Consider the following 16,543-nt stretch of genomic DNA (forward strand, 5'->3'; position numbering starts at 1 on the left):
GGGTCAATCTATTTGCAGGCACTGCCAAAAACCGTGTTCCAGAGCCCCGCAATAGCTGGGAGCCATCCTATCGGGGTTTGTGAAGGGCTGACAACGAACGGGACGTTATGTTTTGTTAAGCGGGGTACAACAAGCAGATAGATCAAAATCAAAAGCAGGCTCAAGTGTTTACCTGGTCACGTCCGCATAGCGGCCGTGACCAGGTAAACCCGCTTGTTTCACAAGGCGGTCAAGCCAGGCTTTTGCTGACCACTTCATAGACATCACTGGACAGCGAACCCGAGGCGAGGATGCGTTCGAGCTCTGACTTCATCAGGGCCTGACGGGCACTTTCGTACTTGCGCCAGCGGGTCAGCGGCGCCAACTGACGCGAGGCAATCTGCGGGTTGAGCGCATTGAGCTCGATCACCAGGTCCGCCAGGAAACGGTAGCCGGAGCCATCAGCGGCGTGGAAGTTGATCAGGTTCTGCCCGGCAAAGGCGCCGATCAAGGCACGAACCTTGTTCGGGTTCTTCAAGGTGAAGGCTGGGTGCTGCATCAGTGCCTTGACCCGCGCCAGACCACCCGGCAGGGTGCTGCCCGCCTGTACGCTGAACCATTGGTCCATGACCAGTGGGTTGTCCTTGAAGGTCTCAGCGAAGACCTCCAGCGCCTTGGCCCGCTCGGTTTCGAATGGCGAGTTGACCAGCACGGCCAACGCCGTCAGGCGTTCGGTCATGTTGTCACAAGCGTCGAACTGCTCCAGGGTCGCAGCCAGTACTTCTGGCTTGCCACTGAGCATCAGGTACGACAACGCAATGTTCTGCAGGCTGCGACGGGCGAAATGTTCGGCCGCGGCGACATACTCGGTGGTGCGCGAGACCCCGCGGTTTGCCTGATAACGTGCATACAACGCGTCGAACAGCTGATCGGCGATCTGCTTGCGCGCGAACTCACGGGCCGCATGAATGGCATCGACATCCGCCACTTCGCTGATTTCAGTGAGGTACGCCTCGCTCGGCAGCGAGAGCATCTCGGCGACCATGGCCTGGTCCAGTTGCTCGTTGGCCAACACTGTGGCCAAGGCGGTGAGCAGACGCTGGTCGAGTACCAGGGCTGCGCCCTGCTGATGCTGGGCAATCAGTTCCTGAAGCACCTGCACCGACAATTGCTGACCCGCTTCCCAGCGGTTGAAGCCGTCGCTGTCATGCTGCATGAGGAACATCAGCTGATCGCGGTCGTAGGGGAAGCTCAGCTTCACCGGTGCGCTGAAACCACGCAACAGCGACGGCAGCGGCTTGGCCGCGATATCGACGAAGGTAAACGTCTGCTCAGCCTCGGTCACCGACAATACCCGCGAGGTGCCGACGGCAGCCGCTTCACCTTGCAGGCGCAGTTCGATGTCGTTGCCCTGGGCGTCGAGCAGGCCCAGCTCAACCGGAATCACGAATGGTTGCTTCTCGACCTTGTCCGGAGTTGCCGGGTAGCTCTGACGGAAGGTCAGGCTGTAGGTCTGTGCGGCGCTGTCGTAGGACTCGCTGACCGCCAGCCGCGGCGTACCTGCCTGCGTGTACCAGCGCTTGAACTGGGTCAGGTCGACGCCGTTGGCATCTTCCATGGCTTTGATGAAGTCGTCGCAGGTCACTGCCTGGCCATCATGGCGCTCAAAGTACAGATCACTGCCCTTGCGGAAACCTTCGGCACCCAGCAGCGTGCGCACCATACGCACCACTTCCGAGCCCTTTTCGTAAACCGTCAGGGTGTAGAAGTTGGAGATTTCGATGAAGCTTTCCGGGCGCACGGCGTGAGCCATGGGACCGGCATCTTCGGCAAACTGGTGGGTACGCAGGTAGGCCACATCTTCGATGCGCTTGACCGTACGCGAGTTCATGTCGGCACTGAACTCCGAATCACGGAACACCGTGAAGCCTTCCTTGAGCGACAATTGGAACCAGTCGCGGCAGGTCACCCGGTTACCCGACCAGTTGTGGAAGTATTCGTGGGCGACGACCGCCTCGACTCGCTGGTGCGCGGCGTCGGTAGCGGTTTCGGCACGGGCCAGCACGCAACTGGAGTTGAAAATGTTCAGGCCCTTGTTTTCCATCGCCCCCATGTTGAAGTCGTTGACCGCAACAATCATGAAGATGTCCAGGTCGTACTCGCGACCGTAGACCTCTTCGTCCCAGCGCATGGACTTTTTCAGGCTGGTCATGGCGTGCTGGCACTTGTCGATGTTTTCCGGCTCGACATAAATGCGCAGGGTCACGTCGCGGCCCGACTGACGGGTGAACGTGTCTTCGACACACCACAGGTCACCCGCCACCAGCGCAAACAGGTAGGCCGGTTTCATGAACGGGTCTTCCCAGGTCGCCCAGTGCCGGCCATCCTCCTGCGGCCCGCTGCCCACCGGGTTGCCGTTGGACAGCAGCACCGGGTAGCGATGCTGCTCGGCAATCACCGTGGTGGTGAACTTGCTCATCACGTCCGGGCGATCGAGGTAGTAGGTAATCTTGCGAAAACCCTCGGCCTCGCACTGGGTGCAGAACATGTTGCCGGATTTGTACAGGCCTTCGAGCGCCGTGTTGCTCTCCGGGTGGATCTTTACGCTGGTGTCCAACTTGAAGCTGGCAGCGTTGGGCTGCAGCGTCAGGTGGCTGTCATCGAGCTGGTAATCAGCCGCTTGCAAGGCGTGGTCATCCATGGAAACAGCCAGCAACTCAAGTTGCTGACCATCGAGCACCAGCGGCGGCAAACCGGCCCCGCGAGCGGGGTTGCGGCGCATGACCAACTGCGCGTGAACCAGGGTGTGGTCCTCGAACAGTTCGAAGGTCAGGTGCGTCTCGTCAATCAGGTAGTCGGGGGCCTGATAGTCCTTGAGGTAGATCACTTGCGGCTGTTCGGTACGCATGTGGCGGTCCTTTTACTGATGCACGGCGAGCTGATACGCCGTGTATTTGCGAATATTGATCACACCGGTATCGAAGATCAGGTACTGGCCCTTGATGCCCAGCAGCGTGCCCTCAGCCACGGGGTTCTTGTCCAGATTGAAGCTGACGATCTTGCTTGGATAAGCCTCGACCGGGTAGCGAATTTCCACCACTTCGGCATCACTCAACGGTTGCACGGCCTGTAAGCCGAACCGCTCCTGCAGTGAGCTCAGGCCTTCTGCGCAGCTGTCGAACAACTGATCGCGGATCGCCAGCAGGTCTACCGCCACGGCATCGCCCTTGAGCAGTGCCCGCCAGTTGGTGCGATCTGCAACCTGGCTACGGAACAGGTCCTCGACCAGCCCCGACTGCTGGCGGGTGGCGACCCGCACGATGGGCAAGGCCTGGCTTGCACCTTGGTCGAGCCACCGCGTCGGCAACTGGGTGGCACGGGTAATGCCGACCTTGATACCGGAAGAGTTGGCCAGGTAAACCACATGATCAGTCATGCAGAACTGCTCGCCCCAGGAGGGCTCGCGGCAGGTGCCTTGATCGTAGTGGCATTTCTCTGGAGCCATGATGCACACATCGCACTGGGCCAGCTTGGTCATGCACGGGTAGCAGTAGCCCTGGCTGAAGCTGGTCTTGGTCTTGCGACCGCAGTGGTTGCAATGAATGGCACCGAGGTATTCCAGGCGCAGGGTCTTGCCGATCAGCGGATTGACCGGCACTTCCTGCTCACCCAGACGAAAAGCGTACTGCACCACAGGCGCGTCGAGACGCGCCGACATTTTACTGATGGAGCCGCGGCCAAGTTCGATCAATGGATCGCATCCGACTTGAACAGGATGTTCTCGACTGGCGCCGACTTCGACCCGCATTCCTGCGCGCCCATGTAGCCGGTGCGCTGATCTTCAGGCAAATTCTGCATTTCCCAGGCAATCACCGCTTGCAGCGACAGTTCTTTCTGCTCGGTGGTGAGCTTGCGCCCGTCCGCCCATTTGCCCAGTTCCACGGCCTGTTTCAGGCTCGCGTAGATTTCCGGGGTGATGTTTTCGATCATTTGCGCAAAAGTGGACATAGCGTCTCCCAAATCAAGCCGTAAGTTTACGCCGGGCCAGCGCCCCGCCCAAGAGCCCGCTGAGGCAACCGACCAACAACCCGCCGACATGGGCGGCGTTGGCAATCTGGCCAAAGCCCAGCAAGCTGACCAGTCCGGACAAGCACAACAGCAGCCAGACCAGCATCATTACCAGCACTCCGCGCGGCATCCTGTACACCGGGTTCGGCGCCAGCCACTGGTACAACCAGATATGCCCGAGCAAGCCATAAAGCACCCCGGACAGGCCACCAAACAGGCTCGGGCCACCGAACAGGTATTGACCAATGTTCGATACCAGGCTGAACAACAGGGTGAGACTCAGCAACGCCCAGAATCCCTGGCGCAGCTCGATACGTCGCCCCAACTCCCAATACCACAAGGCATTCATGGCCAGGTGGAGGATGCCGAAATGCACCAGCATCGGCGTAAACAACCGCCACCACTGGCCATCGGCGAGGCTTGTAGCCAACGGGATGAAGTACAGGTAATCACCCTGTACGCGAAAATCGAGAAAGGTCAGCCAGCTCAAGGTGGCGAAGTTGTCACCAAGGCTGGTCAGTCCGGCAACGATCAAACACAGCAAAAGTATCCCGGCGGTAGCCTTGCTGGCGCGCAACTGCTCGGCAAGCCGCGGCCTTGGTGGTGGCGCCAAGGCGGCATCGGCAGGCAGTTGGAAGTCAGCGTCGCCCAGAGGAAAGCGCTGGTACAACTCGCGCACATCTTCGGCAAGGTTTTCCGCCACCCACAGCACCTGCTCGCCACCTTCCTCGCTGACCCGATGTGGCACCTGCAGGCGCCGCAACAGGCCGACAAAGCCGCTCAGGTCGATGTTCAACGGCATCCGTAACACCACCACTGCACTCATTGACTGGCCTCCGGCCGATCGACATCGACCCAGACGAATTTGCGTGGGTCGATTCGAGTTTCATCATCAAGACGGTAGGCGACCAATTTGCCGTACAACACCGCGCTGTAATCCAGGCAGGCCAGGTTCGAACGAATCGGCGCCGGCTTGCCGCTGCGCCAGTAGTGGCCGACGAACAGCATCGGTTCGTCTTCACCGTAGCGCAGCAAGGCATTCTTCTGCGTGTGGCTCAACGGCGTGCTAGCCACTTTTTCGGGCAAGGCATCAGGCTGGAACACAATATCACCGTAGGTCTGCGGGTCTTCCTCCCAGAACTTGGTACGGAAGAAGGCTCGGGTCAGGCCGTCACCGCCGGTCAGGGTCAGACCATCCGGCAGGCGCATGTCGGTGCCGCGCAGCAAGCGGTTGCAGACCGTCGCCGCAAAGCTTTCAGGCTCGGCAGAAGCCTGGATGAAATGCTCGTCGATACAGCCATCGGGATGATGCTTGCGCAACGGTTCGATCAGCCGCGGGTCCCAGCAGGCATGGACCAGACGGAAGCGCCCGGCATCGAGAAACAGCGGTAGCTCGTAGAACCATTCGAGAAAATCGTGCCAATCGCCCGGATGCTGTTCGAACTGGGTCAGGGTTTCATAGATCAGGCGACCGTGGCGCGGGGTATGCTCGCGCACGAACTGCTTGCCACTTTCAGGCAAGGCCGGGGTATTCCAGCCCAGGGCGTTGTACTCATGATTGCCCATGATGCAACGAGCCTGGCCGGCATCGACCATGTCGTGGACGATATGCAACGCCTCGCGGATCCGCGGACCGCGGTCGATGATATCGCCCAGAAACAGTGCCTGGCGCTGAGCATGACGCCAGACCCCGCCCTGGCGTTTGTAACCCAAGGCATCGAGCAGGCGTTCCAGGGTATGCGCACAGCCGTGCACGTCACCAATCAGATCGTAACTACGGGCTGGATCGAGCATCACTCGCCTCCACCACCCAGGCGGCTGCCCCAGCCGAGCTTGGTCCGGCAGACCTCGTAATAATTATGATCGAGCGGATGAATCAAGCGCAGCTTCTGCGGTTTCTTGTTCACCGTAATGGTGTCGCCCGGTGCACAGGTGAAGTGGTTCTGGCCGTCACAGGAGATTTGCGGGTAGATCTGCAGATCCTTGGACACCACGATCTTCAGCTCGCTATTGCCATCGACCACGATCGGTCGCCCAGACAAGGTGTGCGGATACATCGGCACGATGACGATGGCGTCGAGTTTGGGGTGCATGATCGGCCCACCCGCCGACAAGGCGTAGGCGGTCGAGCCGGTCGGGGTGGCAACGATCAGGCCGTCGGCCTTCTGACTGCAGACAAACTGGCCATCGATGTAGATTTCGAATTCGATCATCCGCGTCGATTTGCCCGGATGCAGCACCACATCATTGAGCGCGTCGCCCTGGCCAATGGCTTCGGCGTGACGCCGAACCTCCGCCTGGAGCAGAAAGCGATTCTCCACCAGATAATGACCGTCGAGGACCTCGGCGACTTTTACTTCCAGCTCGTCGGGACGGATATCGGTCAGAAACCCGAGACTGCCGCGGTTGATGCCCAGCACCGGCGTGTTGTGCTTGGCCAGGGCCCGGGCCGCACCAAGCAGACTGCCGTCCCCGCCGACCACGATGACCAGGTCGCAGACCTCACCCAGCAACTTGCGCGAAGAGGTCTGCAGGCCGTGGCCCGGCAGTACTTCGGCGATGGTGTCCTCGAGGATGACGTGCAGATGCCGTTGCAGCAGGAATTTTTTCAGTCGGCGTACAGTATCGAGCACCTGGGAGCTACCAAGGCGGCCAATGATACCGATATTGCGAAATTGCTCCATGTGGCTCCTGCTAGGCACTACGGCGGGTAAAAAGGCGAATTGGCCAAAGAGTTCAATTATGGGCGAAAGCGCCAGCTGGCAGCAAACGCCGGAGAAAAACACCAAGGCCGGAGGCTTAACGACTATGCTCGCTGGATGAACCCTTTCCCCGGCCTGATCGACTTGCCTCGCCAGTTGCGCCAGTCTGCAGTACGCGACTTGGCCTGGACCCTGCTCGCGCCTCCTCTGCTGGTTGAAACGCCTTGGCCGCAACGCCATCCGCTGGCTGCCAGCGACTGGGTCCAGCATCCTGAGCGGTTGCAGCAGTGGCTACAAGCCCTGGATGGCGACAGTAGCACCCTGAGCCAATGGCTAGCCCAGGGCACCACTCGCCGTCTGGGCCTATACTACGAACGACTTTGGCAGTTTGCCTTGCAGCAGGCGCCAGGCGTGGAGTTGATTGCGGCGAACCTGCCAATCCGCACCGCCGGCCACACCTTGGGCGAGTTGGATATCCTTTTGCGTGACGCGCAAGGGGTGCACCACCTGGAACTGGCGATCAAACTCTATCTGGGGCCAGCAATAGCTAATGGCAAGGACCCGGCGCACTGGCTGGGGCCGGGTTGCCACGACCGCCTGGATCGCAAGCTTGCCCATCTGAGCGACCATCAATTGCCGATTTCCGCCCGCGCTGAAAGTCGCGAAGCGCTGGCGGCACTGGATATCGGGGAGTTCAGCGCTCAACTGTGGCTAGCGGGCTATCTGTTCTACCCCTGGCCGGGAGAACACATCGCCCCACCCCAGGGCGCTCATCCCCAGCACTTGCGCGGACAGTGGCTGCACCGGCGCGACTGGCCGGCGTTTGTCGAACAAAGCCCGCCCGGATTCTGGCAGCCCCTACCCCGCCATGCCTGGCTCGCGCCCGCGCGCTGCACCGATGAAGCGTGCTGGAGCCCGCAACGGTTGAATACCTGGTTCCAGGCGCTTGATCCCTCGGCACCTGCGCAACTGCTGGTGCGTTTTGTGCAAAGGTCAGACGATCACTGGGAGGAAGCGTCGCGCGTGTTTGTTGTTGGCGATGGCTGGCCGAACGAAGCCTGCACTTAACCCGGCGATAGATTGCCCCCCCTAACCCAAGCTCAACCGCAGCGCCAACGCCGCCAACGTCAGCAACAACACTGGTAGCGTCAGCACGATGCCGACCTTGAAGTAGTACCCCCAGCCAATCTTCACCCCCTTGCGCTCCAGCACATGCAACCACAACAAGGTCGCCAGGCTGCCAATGGGGGTGATTTTCGGGCCCAGGTCGCTGCCGATCACGTTGGCGTAAATCATCGCTTCCTTGACCACGCCAGTGGCCGAGCTTGCATCGATGGACAAGGCGCCAATAAGCACCGTCGGCAAGTTGTTCATGATCGACGACAGCAACGCTGCCAACAGTCCCGTGCCCATGGCCGCGCCCCACACGCCGCCAGCAGCAAAGCCATCCAGCCAACCGGCCAGGGCGTCGGTCAAACCAGCGTTGCGCAGGCCATAGACGACAAGGTACATCCCCAGGGAAAACACCACGATGTGCCAAGGCGCTTCTTTCAGCACTTTGCGCGTCGAGATCTTGTGTCCGCGTGCGGCGACCAGCAGCAATACCAGCGCACACACCGCTGAAATTGCACTGATGGGAATTCCCAGCGGTTCAAGGGCAAAGCAGCCGATCAACAAGATCGCCAGCACCAGCCAACCAGCAACAAACGTGGCGGGGTCCTGAATCACGCTGCGCGGTCGATCCAACTGCAGAGGGTCATAGTTGACCGGAATATCGCGGCGAAAATACCACAGCAATACCGCCAGGGTGGCCACCACGCTGACCAGGTTCACCGGCACCATGACCGCGGCATAACGGTTGAAGCCAATACCGAAGAAGTCCGCTGATACGATATTGACCAAGTTCGACACGACCAGCGGCAAGCTTGCCGTATCGGCGATAAAGCCTGCGGCCATGACAAATGCCAGGGTCGCCGCCGGACTGAAGCGAAGCGCCAGCAGCATGGCGACCACGATGGGGGTAAGAATCAATGCGGCGCCATCGTTGGCGAACAAGGCCGAAACCAGCGCACCAAGCAAGACGATGAAACAGAACAGCCGTCGGCCACTGCCTCGACCCCAGCGCGCAACATGCAGGGCCGCCCAGGCAAAGAAACCGGCGGCGTCGAGCAACAGGCTGATGATGATCAGCGCAACAAAGGTACCCGTGGCGTTCCAGATAATCTGCCAGACCACCGGGATATCACTCCAGTGCACCACGCCACTGAGCAGTGCCAGCAAAGCGCCACCCGTCGCACTCCAGCCAACGCCCAGGCCTCTGGGCTGCCAGATCACCAGAGTAATAGTCAGCAGAAAAATCAACGACGCCATGAGCATGGGAGAAACCAGGATCACGAAGGGAAGAAATGCCGGATTCTAGCGACAGATCAATAATCCGATAGCAATTTTTTGTTGCAATTAACGAGTAATCCACTTGTCAGCGATTACAGTGATGTCACTGCGTCTAGAAGAACGCGGATTTAGACCTGATCACGAGGAATGACCATGACCCTTAAAACCCCCGTAGCCCGCTATGGTGGCCTGTCGATTGCTTTGCACTGGTTGATGCTGGTGTTGTTGGCGGCCGTGTATGCGCTGATCGAACTGCGTGGAATGTTCCCCAAGGACAGCGTCGAGCGCAACTTGATGAAAGACTTGCACTTCATGCTTGGCCTGACGGTGTTTGTACTGGTGTGGCTGCGTCTGGCGCTGCGCCTGAGCCGTCCGACACCACCGATCGTCCCGGCCCCTCCGGCATGGCAGACCGGCCTTGCGCACTTGATGCACCTGGCCCTGTACTTGTTGATGATCGGCCTGCCAATTGCTGGCTGGTTGATTCTCAGTGCAGCAAACAAACCCATTCCGTTCTATGGCTTCGAACTGCCCGCGCTGATTGCGCCAGATCCGGACATGGCTAAATTCATCAAGGGCTGGCACGAGCGCATTGGCAGTTGGGGCTACTGGCTGATCGGACTGCATGCTCTGGCTGGCCTCTATCATCACTATGTGCAGCGAGATAACACCCTGATTCGCATGCTGCCGCGCAACAACTAGGCAAAGCCGCGGCGGCCTTGCAGGCCGCCGCTGTGCAGGAAGATAAGCCGTGTGCCTGACGCAAAAGCACCTGTTTCAACCTGCTCACGCAACGCCAGCAGGGCCTTACCGGTGTAAAGCGGCTCCAGTGGCACACCGGACTGCGCTTGGCTGGCGGCGATAAACCCCAGCAATGCCTCATCGACCTTGGCGAAACCACCACGACAGGTGTCATACAGTCGATAACCGCTCGTCCCGGCCAGGCCTTCGACCTGCGCAGGCACACCGTGGTCCCATGGAACTGCCAAGGCACCATGAACCTGATGAGCCCCGCGCTCGGCCAGCACCAGCCCTGCCAAGGTCGTACCGGTACCCGCCGCCAGCCACCAGCCGTCATAGTCCAGCCAACCGATGTTCGCCAGTTGGGCCTGCGCCTGTTCAACGATCAAGGCGCAGCCTTTGACCCCAAGCGCCCCTGCTCCGCCTTCGGGAACGCAATGCCAACCCGGGTATTGTGCCTGCCAAGGCTGCCAGAACTGCGCGTGATGACGAGCTCGGTATCCTGCATATCCAAGCCAATGCAACTGCATACCGAAATCTTGCAGGTCGCGTACCGTGGGCGTGGCTTGTGGATGACCGCGCAACAGGCCAGCAGTGGCGAAGCCGAAGCGTTTACCGGCAGCAGCCAAGGCGTGAAGGTGATTCGAATGCGCACCGCCAAGGCTGATCACACCTGCGGCTCCGGCGTTTTCAGCCAGTCGCAAGTGCTCAACAAGCTTGAACCACTTGTTGCCACTGATCAGCGGGTCAATAAGATCCAGGCGCAGCACCGCCAGCTCAACGCCGAACGGCAGCAGCCAGTCCAATTGAAGTCGTTGCAGAGGCGCATGGGGAAGAACATCAAAGCCAGTCATGTACAGATCGCTGCCACAAGGATGTAGCAGTCTAACAGCGCGACGGGACAGACACCCCGCCGCGCGCAAAGCTTTAAGCTTAGAGCTCAGCCGCCAGACGTGAACCCTGGTTGATCGCCCGCTTGGCATCCAGCTCGGCGGCCACGTCGGCGCCGCCAATCAAATGCACCGACTGCCCGGCAGCCTGCAGGCCATCGTACAACTCACGCAGCGGGTCTTGCCCGGCACAGATGACCACATTGTCAACTGGAAGAAGTTGCGGCTCCCCCTCACCAATACGGATATGCAGACCGGCATCATCGATGCTCAGGTATTCGACACTGTTGAGCATCTGAACCTGCTTGTTCTTCAAGCCGGTGCGGTGAATCCAGCCTGTGGTCTTGCCAAGGCCGTCGCCGACCTTGGTTTTCTTGCGCTGCAGGAGGAATACCTGACGCGCCGGGGCATGCGGCTCGGCCTTGACACCCGCCACACCACCCCGCGCATTCAAGGCGGTGTCGATCCCCCATTCTTTCCAGAATGCCTCGCGATCCTGACTGGTGGCCACACCTTGGTGAACCAAGTACTCGCTGACATCGAAGCCAATGCCGCCAGCGCCGATCACCGCCACCTTCTGGCCCACCGGCTTGCGCTCAAGCAGGACGTCCAGATAACTCAGCACTTTGCTGTGCTCGATCCCCGCAATGGCAGGCAAGCGCGGTGCGATACCGGTCGCCAGAATGATCTCGTCATAGCCAGCGCTTGCCAGCTGCTCGACATCGACACGGGTGTTGAGGCACACCTCCACACCGGTAGTCTGCAGCTTGCGCTTGAAGTAGCGCAGGGTTTCGTAGAACTCTTCCTTGCCCGGTACACGCTTGGCTACATTGAACTGGCCGCCGATCTCACTGGCCGAATCGAACAACGTCACCTGATGGCCGCGCTCGGCCGCCACGGTGGCCGCAGCAAGCCCGGCCGGGCCGGCGCCGACGACAGCGATCTGCTTGACCTGAGTGACAGGCAGATAATTGAGCTCGGTTTCATGACAGGCACGTGGGTTGACCAGGCAACTGGTCAACTTGCCGCCAAAGGTGTGATCCAGGCAGGCCTGATTACAACCGATGCAAGTGTTGATCTCGTCACCACGGCCGGCCGCCGCCTTGTTGACGAATTCAGGGTCGGCGAGGAACGGACGCGCCATCGACACCATGTCGGCGTCGCCTTCGGCGAGGATCTGTTCGGCCACTTCCGGGGTATTGATGCGGTTGGTGGTGATCAACGGGATCTGTACCGCGCCGCGCAATTTGGCCGTGACCTTGCTGAAAGCGGCCCGCGGAACCTTGGTGGCGATGGTTGGGATTCGCGCTTCGTGCCAGCCGATGCCGGTGTTGATGATGGTTGCACCCGCCTTCTCGATCGCTTGGGCCAATTGCACGATCTCTTCCCAATTGCTGCCACCCTCGATGAGGTCGAGCATCGACAGACGGAAGATGATGATGAAGTTCGGACCGACAGCCTCGCGCACACGGCTGACGATCTCCACCGCCAGGCGCATGCGGTTTTCGTAGCTGCCGCCCCAACGGTCGGTACGCTGGTTGGTGTGGGCGGCGAGGAACTGGTTAATGAAGTAACCTTCCGAACCCATGATTTCGACACCATCGTATTCGGCGCTTTGCGCCAGCAACGAGCAATTGACGAAATCCTGGATCTGCTTTTCGATGCCCTCTTCATCCAGCTCGCGGGGCTTGAACGGATTGATCGGCGCCTGAATGGCGCTTGGCGCCACCGACTTGGGGCTGTAGGCGTAACGACCGGCATGAAGGATCTGCATGCAGATCTTACCACCCGCCTCATGCACGGCCTGAGTGACGATACGGTGCTTTTCAGCTTCTTCCGGGGTGCTCAGTTTGGCAGCGCCGGAGTACACCCCGCCTTCCACGTTCGGGCCAATTCCACCGGTAACCATCAAGCCGACACCGCCACGGGCGCGCTCGGCGAAGTAGGCCGCCATGCGCTCGAAGCCACCTGGCTTTTCCTCCAGGCCGGTGTGCATGGAGCCCATCAGGGTCCGGTTGCGCAAGGTGGTAAAACCCAGGTCCAGCGGGGCGAGCAAATGCGGGTAACGAGCGGCGGCCATAGTGAACTCCACAACAGGCGTAATCACAGGATGCGGGCACCTCGCCAAGGCTGGCGGGGCCCGTCAGTTATCTGAGGCCGACATTAAAGAGCACGGGCACAAGGCTCAATGACCGAAAGTGACAAGTTATTGATCCTACTGCACCCGAGGTCTACCCTAGAGGCCGAATCCCTCGTCGGCGCTGTGCTGTTTCATGCGAAAACTTCTGTTGAGCGCCCTGGCGCTGATTGTCATTGCCGCACTCTGTGGCTACGGGTTCTGGACCGAGCGACGGCCGACAGGCCATTACCTGTCGGACCTGCGCATCGACCTGGTCATGAGTGAGGGCGTCCCCACCGAGCACGGCAACCTGCTGGGTATCGAGCCGCAGCTGTTCCCCAGCGACTATCAGAACCTGCAACGCCTGCAGCGCAAACTCTCCGCCTACCTTGAGCAGGCTCGTGCGCGAGGGCTGATTAACGCCCGCACTATCGTCATCCTGCCGGAACATATCGGCACCTGGCTCTGGGCCCGCGGGGAGAAAAACGAGCTGTACCAGGTCCCTGACCGCCGTGAAGCCTGGAAGTGGCTGGAACTGAGCAACCCGGTCCGTTACGGCCTGGCCATGCTGGGCGCCGAAGGAGACGACCGTCGCTCCGATGCTCACTTGCGCATGAAGGCCGAGCAAATGGCCAGCGACTACCAGCAGGTTTTCGGTAACCTGGCCAAAGAGTTCGGCGTGACCCTGGTGGCAGGCTCGATTATCTTGCCATCGCCCTATGTCGAGCAGGGTACCCTGCACGTCGGTTCTGGCGCGCTGTACAACAGCAGCCTGGTATTCGCCGGCGACGGTTCGGTGCTCGGCCAGCCCCTGCGCCAACAACACCCCGACAGTGAAGTACGCCGCTACATCAGCAGTGGCATCGACCAGCCACCGCAAGTATTGCAGACCCCGGCCGGACGCCTGGGCGTGCTGATCGGCAGCGATAGCTGGTACCCGAGCAATCAACAACAATTGGCCAACCAGTCGGCGCAGATCCTTGCCAATCCCGCCTTCCTCGGCGGCAAGGGCAGTTGGAATGGGCCCTGGCGCGGCAACCGCCACCAGCCGTTGGCGGCTTCACTGCCGATCAAGCCTGGAGAAATCAGTGAAGCCCAGGCCTGGCAACAGCTGACCCGCAGCGCCAACCCCAGCGGCATGAGCAGCATGAGCGTGTTTCTGCACGGACGGTTCTGGGACGTCGTAGCCGAAGGCCAGGGCTTTGCCAACCACGCCGGACTCAACCTGCAAAGCAGCAGCGCCAACGGCGCTCGCATGCTTAATCTGTGGTTGTAGTGCGGCATGAATCGGCCACGGATGCGCCTGGGGGATCTGTCTGTCGGATTCATCCAGAGCCTCAGCGAAACCCTGCAGCAACGCGGCATCGACCCTACAGCGCTGCTGCAGCGCTACGGGCTGGACCAAGCGCGCCTGGCTGAAGCCGGGGCCCGCTTGTCGATTCCGCGTTACATGCACCTGGGTCACGCGGCCATCGAACTGACCGGGGAACCGGCCCTGGGCCTGCATATGGGCCGAATCAGTCGTTTGAACCAGGCGGGCCTCGCCGGGGTTACCGCCGCCCAGGCGCCGACGGTAGGCGAGGCGGCGCGCACACTGCTGCGCTTCGAACCGCTGTATGCGGCCAACTATCGCGGTCACTCAAGCTTTCATGAAGACAGCAGCGGCGCCTGGCTGCGGTTTTATTCCATCAGCCCCTACAACGCTTACAACCGTTTTGTGGTGGACTCCTTGCTGTCTGGCTGGCTGACCCAGCTGTCGAGCCTTGCCGGGGTGAACCTTGTAGCCGATCGCGTGGAGATTGAGTTCGACGCTCCGGTCTATGCCGACCATTACCAGGCCTTGAGCAGCAGTCCGATACAGTTTTGCGCCCCCACCAATCAACTACACCTCAACCGCACAAGCCTTGCACTGCGCAATCCTGCACACTGCCCCAGCACCTGGCAGCATCTATTGAAGTTGTGTGAAGCGGAACTGGAGCAACGCACGCGTATCCGCAGCTTGAGCGAACGCATCGCCCATTTGCTGGGACCATTGCTAAATGGCGGTCGGGAACCGGATCTGGAAGAAGTGGCGCAGCACCTGCAACTGCCTACCTGGACATTGCGACGCAAGCTGGCCGAGGAAGGCACTCAGTTTCGCGCAATCCTCAATGACACCCGTCGCGATCTGGCCATGACCTACATTCGCGACACCGAACTGGCCTTTGGCGAGATAGCTTATCTGCTCGGGTTTGCTTCGGCTGAAGCTTTTCAACGTGCATTCAAGCGCTGGAACAGCATGACCCCGGGAGAATTTCGCCGCAGCCAGCGGCGCACCGGCTGATGCTACAGCTCGGTGGCATCTTCGGCAGGCTCAAGCGGGTCAAGCTCAAAGGCGCGGTATTCGAGTAGTTCTTCTTGATAGTCGTCCATCATCTGCTCCGTCGTTTTCATTCATTTCATAGATTCGTCATCGAGCCTAAAGTGCCGCGATGAAAGAAAAATGACAATGACGCTTATCAACACAACGTAGCAGCAGATGGAAAAATTATCCTTGCCTACGGCGCAACCTGTTCAGAGCTGCCTGCAGGTGCTTGTGGTGCCGTGGTCGAGGCAGGTTCGGTAGCGGTCGGCGCTGGCGTCGATGGTTCAACATTGATCGGCGCAGCTTCGACAGGGGGTGGTACCGGCTGCGAGCCGCTGCTGTCATCGACCACCGGAGCCGGTGTAGCCTCGACGACCGGTACGGCCGCTGCCGGCGCTGGCTCGACAACTGCAGGGGTTGCCACTGGCGCTGCGGTTTCGACCGGAGCCAGGGCCGCTGGCGCAGCCACAGGAACGCTCTCAGGTACACCCAACACGGGCGCGGGCTTCTCAACCGGCTTTTTCAGCGAAACTTTTTTCTTCTGCTCTTTGGGCAGGAAACTTTCGACCAGCGCGAAATACCGCTCATAAAACTTGGCCGAGGTGACCGTTTCGCTGGCGACCTTGACCATCGAGTCGTCCGTGGAGCCGATCGGCATCGACAGCGAGCCCAGCACCCCTACCCCGACACTTGCCGAGGTATTGGATTTTTTCAGCGCGTAGCGGTCCTGCAGGGCGTTGGCGAACATGGTCGAACGCTGCTCGTCACCGCTGTCGCGGGCACAGACCACATTGAAACTGATCTGCAGATGCGATTCGCCGGTCTGCTGGAAGCTTTTGTTGCCGTTGACCTGCCCGGCATCGCTGCTGGTGATGATGTAGCCCTGGCTGAGCAAGGCGCGGCGGGCAGCCTCGCAGGTACCCGCTTCGCTCACTGCGAAGCTGCGCGAATAGGTTCCCGAATCGTCGAAATTTTCGTGTTCGTAGATGGCAGCTTTCTTCGAAGAACAGCCTGAAATACCCGCCAGCACCAGGGCCAGCCCAAGCGCACTGAAGACGGTTGACTGTGACATTGCAAATCCTGAGTAAAACGATCGGCGCCTATTGTGCAACACATCGGCAGATCTACGAAACCGCAGGCAGACGATCTCCCTGGAAAATTAATTCTGCCCTTGTCGCAAAAATGCACGCCCACAAAAAAAGCGACCCGTAGGTCGCTTTCTTTGATGCTTCAATATGGCGCAGCGGACGGGACTCGAACCCGCGACCCCCGGCGTGACAGGCCGGTATTCTAACCGACTGAACTACCG

Annotated in this window: 14 protein-coding genes; 4 read left to right on the top strand and 10 right to left on the bottom strand. The window is 60.2% G+C overall.

Annotated elements, in window-relative coordinates; translation table 11 throughout:
• Positions 1 to 229: 229 nt before the first annotated feature.
• The 6 genes from pepN to V0R60_RS24215 are packed head-to-tail and all read right to left on the bottom strand — an operon-like array spanning position 230 to position 6,731.
• Complete coding sequence (gene pepN / locus V0R60_RS24190; RefSeq protein ID WP_330080830.1) at positions 230 to 2,887, bottom strand: aminopeptidase N; 2,658 nt, start codon at positions 2,885 to 2,887, stop codon at positions 230 to 232.
• Between the two features lie 12 nt (positions 2,888 to 2,899).
• Positions 2,900 to 3,730: a DUF2797 domain-containing protein gene (locus V0R60_RS24195; RefSeq protein WP_330080831.1), complete on the bottom strand. Its 831-nt coding sequence runs from the start codon at positions 3,728 to 3,730 to the stop codon at positions 2,900 to 2,902.
• Positions 3,727 to 3,987, bottom strand: a complete 261-nt coding sequence (locus tag V0R60_RS24200; protein ID WP_136475231.1) for a YeaC family protein — start codon at positions 3,985 to 3,987, stop codon at positions 3,727 to 3,729. Before V0R60_RS24200 ends, V0R60_RS24195 begins: the two co-directional genes overlap by 4 nt.
• A 13-nt stretch (positions 3,988 to 4,000) precedes the next feature.
• A complete protein-coding gene (locus tag V0R60_RS24205; protein WP_330080832.1) occupies positions 4,001 to 4,873 on the bottom strand; it encodes a rhomboid family intramembrane serine protease in 873 nt (290 codons plus the stop codon).
• On the bottom strand, positions 4,870 to 5,844 hold the full coding sequence (locus V0R60_RS24210; RefSeq protein ID WP_178084174.1) for a metallophosphoesterase: 975 nt from the start codon (positions 5,842 to 5,844) through the stop codon (positions 4,870 to 4,872). Before V0R60_RS24210 ends, V0R60_RS24205 begins: the two co-directional genes overlap by 4 nt.
• Entirely contained in the window at positions 5,841 to 6,731 is an 891-nt protein-coding gene (locus V0R60_RS24215; protein ID WP_136475228.1) for an NAD(+) kinase, read from the bottom strand. Before V0R60_RS24215 ends, V0R60_RS24210 begins: the two co-directional genes overlap by 4 nt.
• Positions 6,732 to 6,866: 135 nt before the next feature.
• Here V0R60_RS24215 and V0R60_RS24220 point away from each other — a divergent pair, with 135 nt between their 5' ends.
• On the top strand, positions 6,867 to 7,817 hold the full coding sequence (locus V0R60_RS24220) for a DUF1853 family protein (protein WP_136475227.1): 951 nt from the start codon (positions 6,867 to 6,869) through the stop codon (positions 7,815 to 7,817).
• A 21-nt stretch (positions 7,818 to 7,838) separates the two neighbouring features.
• On the opposite strand, the gene V0R60_RS24225 is transcribed toward V0R60_RS24220, so the two are convergent.
• Positions 7,839 to 9,125, bottom strand: coding sequence for an arsenic transporter (locus V0R60_RS24225; RefSeq protein WP_330080833.1), 1,287 nt, complete (start codon positions 9,123 to 9,125; stop codon positions 7,839 to 7,841).
• A gap of 168 nt (positions 9,126 to 9,293) precedes the next feature.
• On the opposite strand from V0R60_RS24225, the gene V0R60_RS24230 reads away from it, so the two are divergent.
• Positions 9,294 to 9,842 (top strand): cytochrome b, encoded by a 549-nt coding sequence (locus V0R60_RS24230; protein ID WP_136475225.1) that lies wholly within the window; start codon positions 9,294 to 9,296, stop codon positions 9,840 to 9,842.
• Here V0R60_RS24230 and V0R60_RS24235 read toward each other — a convergent pair.
• Together V0R60_RS24235 and V0R60_RS24240 are read right to left on the bottom strand one after the other, a co-directional pair.
• Positions 9,839 to 10,735 carry a 1-aminocyclopropane-1-carboxylate deaminase/D-cysteine desulfhydrase gene (locus V0R60_RS24235; protein ID WP_330080834.1) on the bottom strand — a complete coding sequence of 299 codons (897 nt, stop codon included), beginning with the start codon at positions 10,733 to 10,735 and terminating at the stop codon, positions 9,839 to 9,841. The two genes, V0R60_RS24230 and V0R60_RS24235, sit on opposite strands and share 4 nt — an antisense overlap.
• 79 nt (positions 10,736 to 10,814) lie before the next feature.
• Complete coding sequence (locus tag V0R60_RS24240; protein ID WP_330080835.1) at positions 10,815 to 12,851, bottom strand: NADPH-dependent 2,4-dienoyl-CoA reductase; 2,037 nt, start codon at positions 12,849 to 12,851, stop codon at positions 10,815 to 10,817.
• Between the two features lie 193 nt (positions 12,852 to 13,044).
• Between V0R60_RS24240 and V0R60_RS24245 the strand changes: the two genes are divergently transcribed.
• Both V0R60_RS24245 and V0R60_RS24250 read left to right on the top strand, forming a co-directional pair.
• Complete coding sequence (locus V0R60_RS24245) at positions 13,045 to 14,166, top strand: carbon-nitrogen hydrolase family protein (protein ID WP_330080836.1); 1,122 nt, start codon at positions 13,045 to 13,047, stop codon at positions 14,164 to 14,166.
• Between the two features lie 6 nt (positions 14,167 to 14,172).
• Positions 14,173 to 15,213 (top strand): AraC family transcriptional regulator, encoded by a 1,041-nt coding sequence (locus V0R60_RS24250; RefSeq protein ID WP_136475221.1) that lies wholly within the window; start codon positions 14,173 to 14,175, stop codon positions 15,211 to 15,213.
• A gap of 214 nt (positions 15,214 to 15,427) precedes the next feature.
• Here V0R60_RS24250 and V0R60_RS24255 read toward each other — a convergent pair whose 3' ends face one another.
• Positions 15,428 to 16,306, bottom strand: coding sequence for a DUF2242 domain-containing protein (locus V0R60_RS24255; RefSeq protein WP_330080837.1), 879 nt, complete (start codon positions 16,304 to 16,306; stop codon positions 15,428 to 15,430).
• Positions 16,307 to 16,543 lie beyond the last annotated feature (237 nt).

The sequence above is a fragment of the Pseudomonas auratipiscis genome (genome assembly GCF_036324085.1).
In the GTDB taxonomy this organism is placed as follows: domain Bacteria; phylum Pseudomonadota; class Gammaproteobacteria; order Pseudomonadales; family Pseudomonadaceae; genus Aquipseudomonas; species Aquipseudomonas auratipiscis.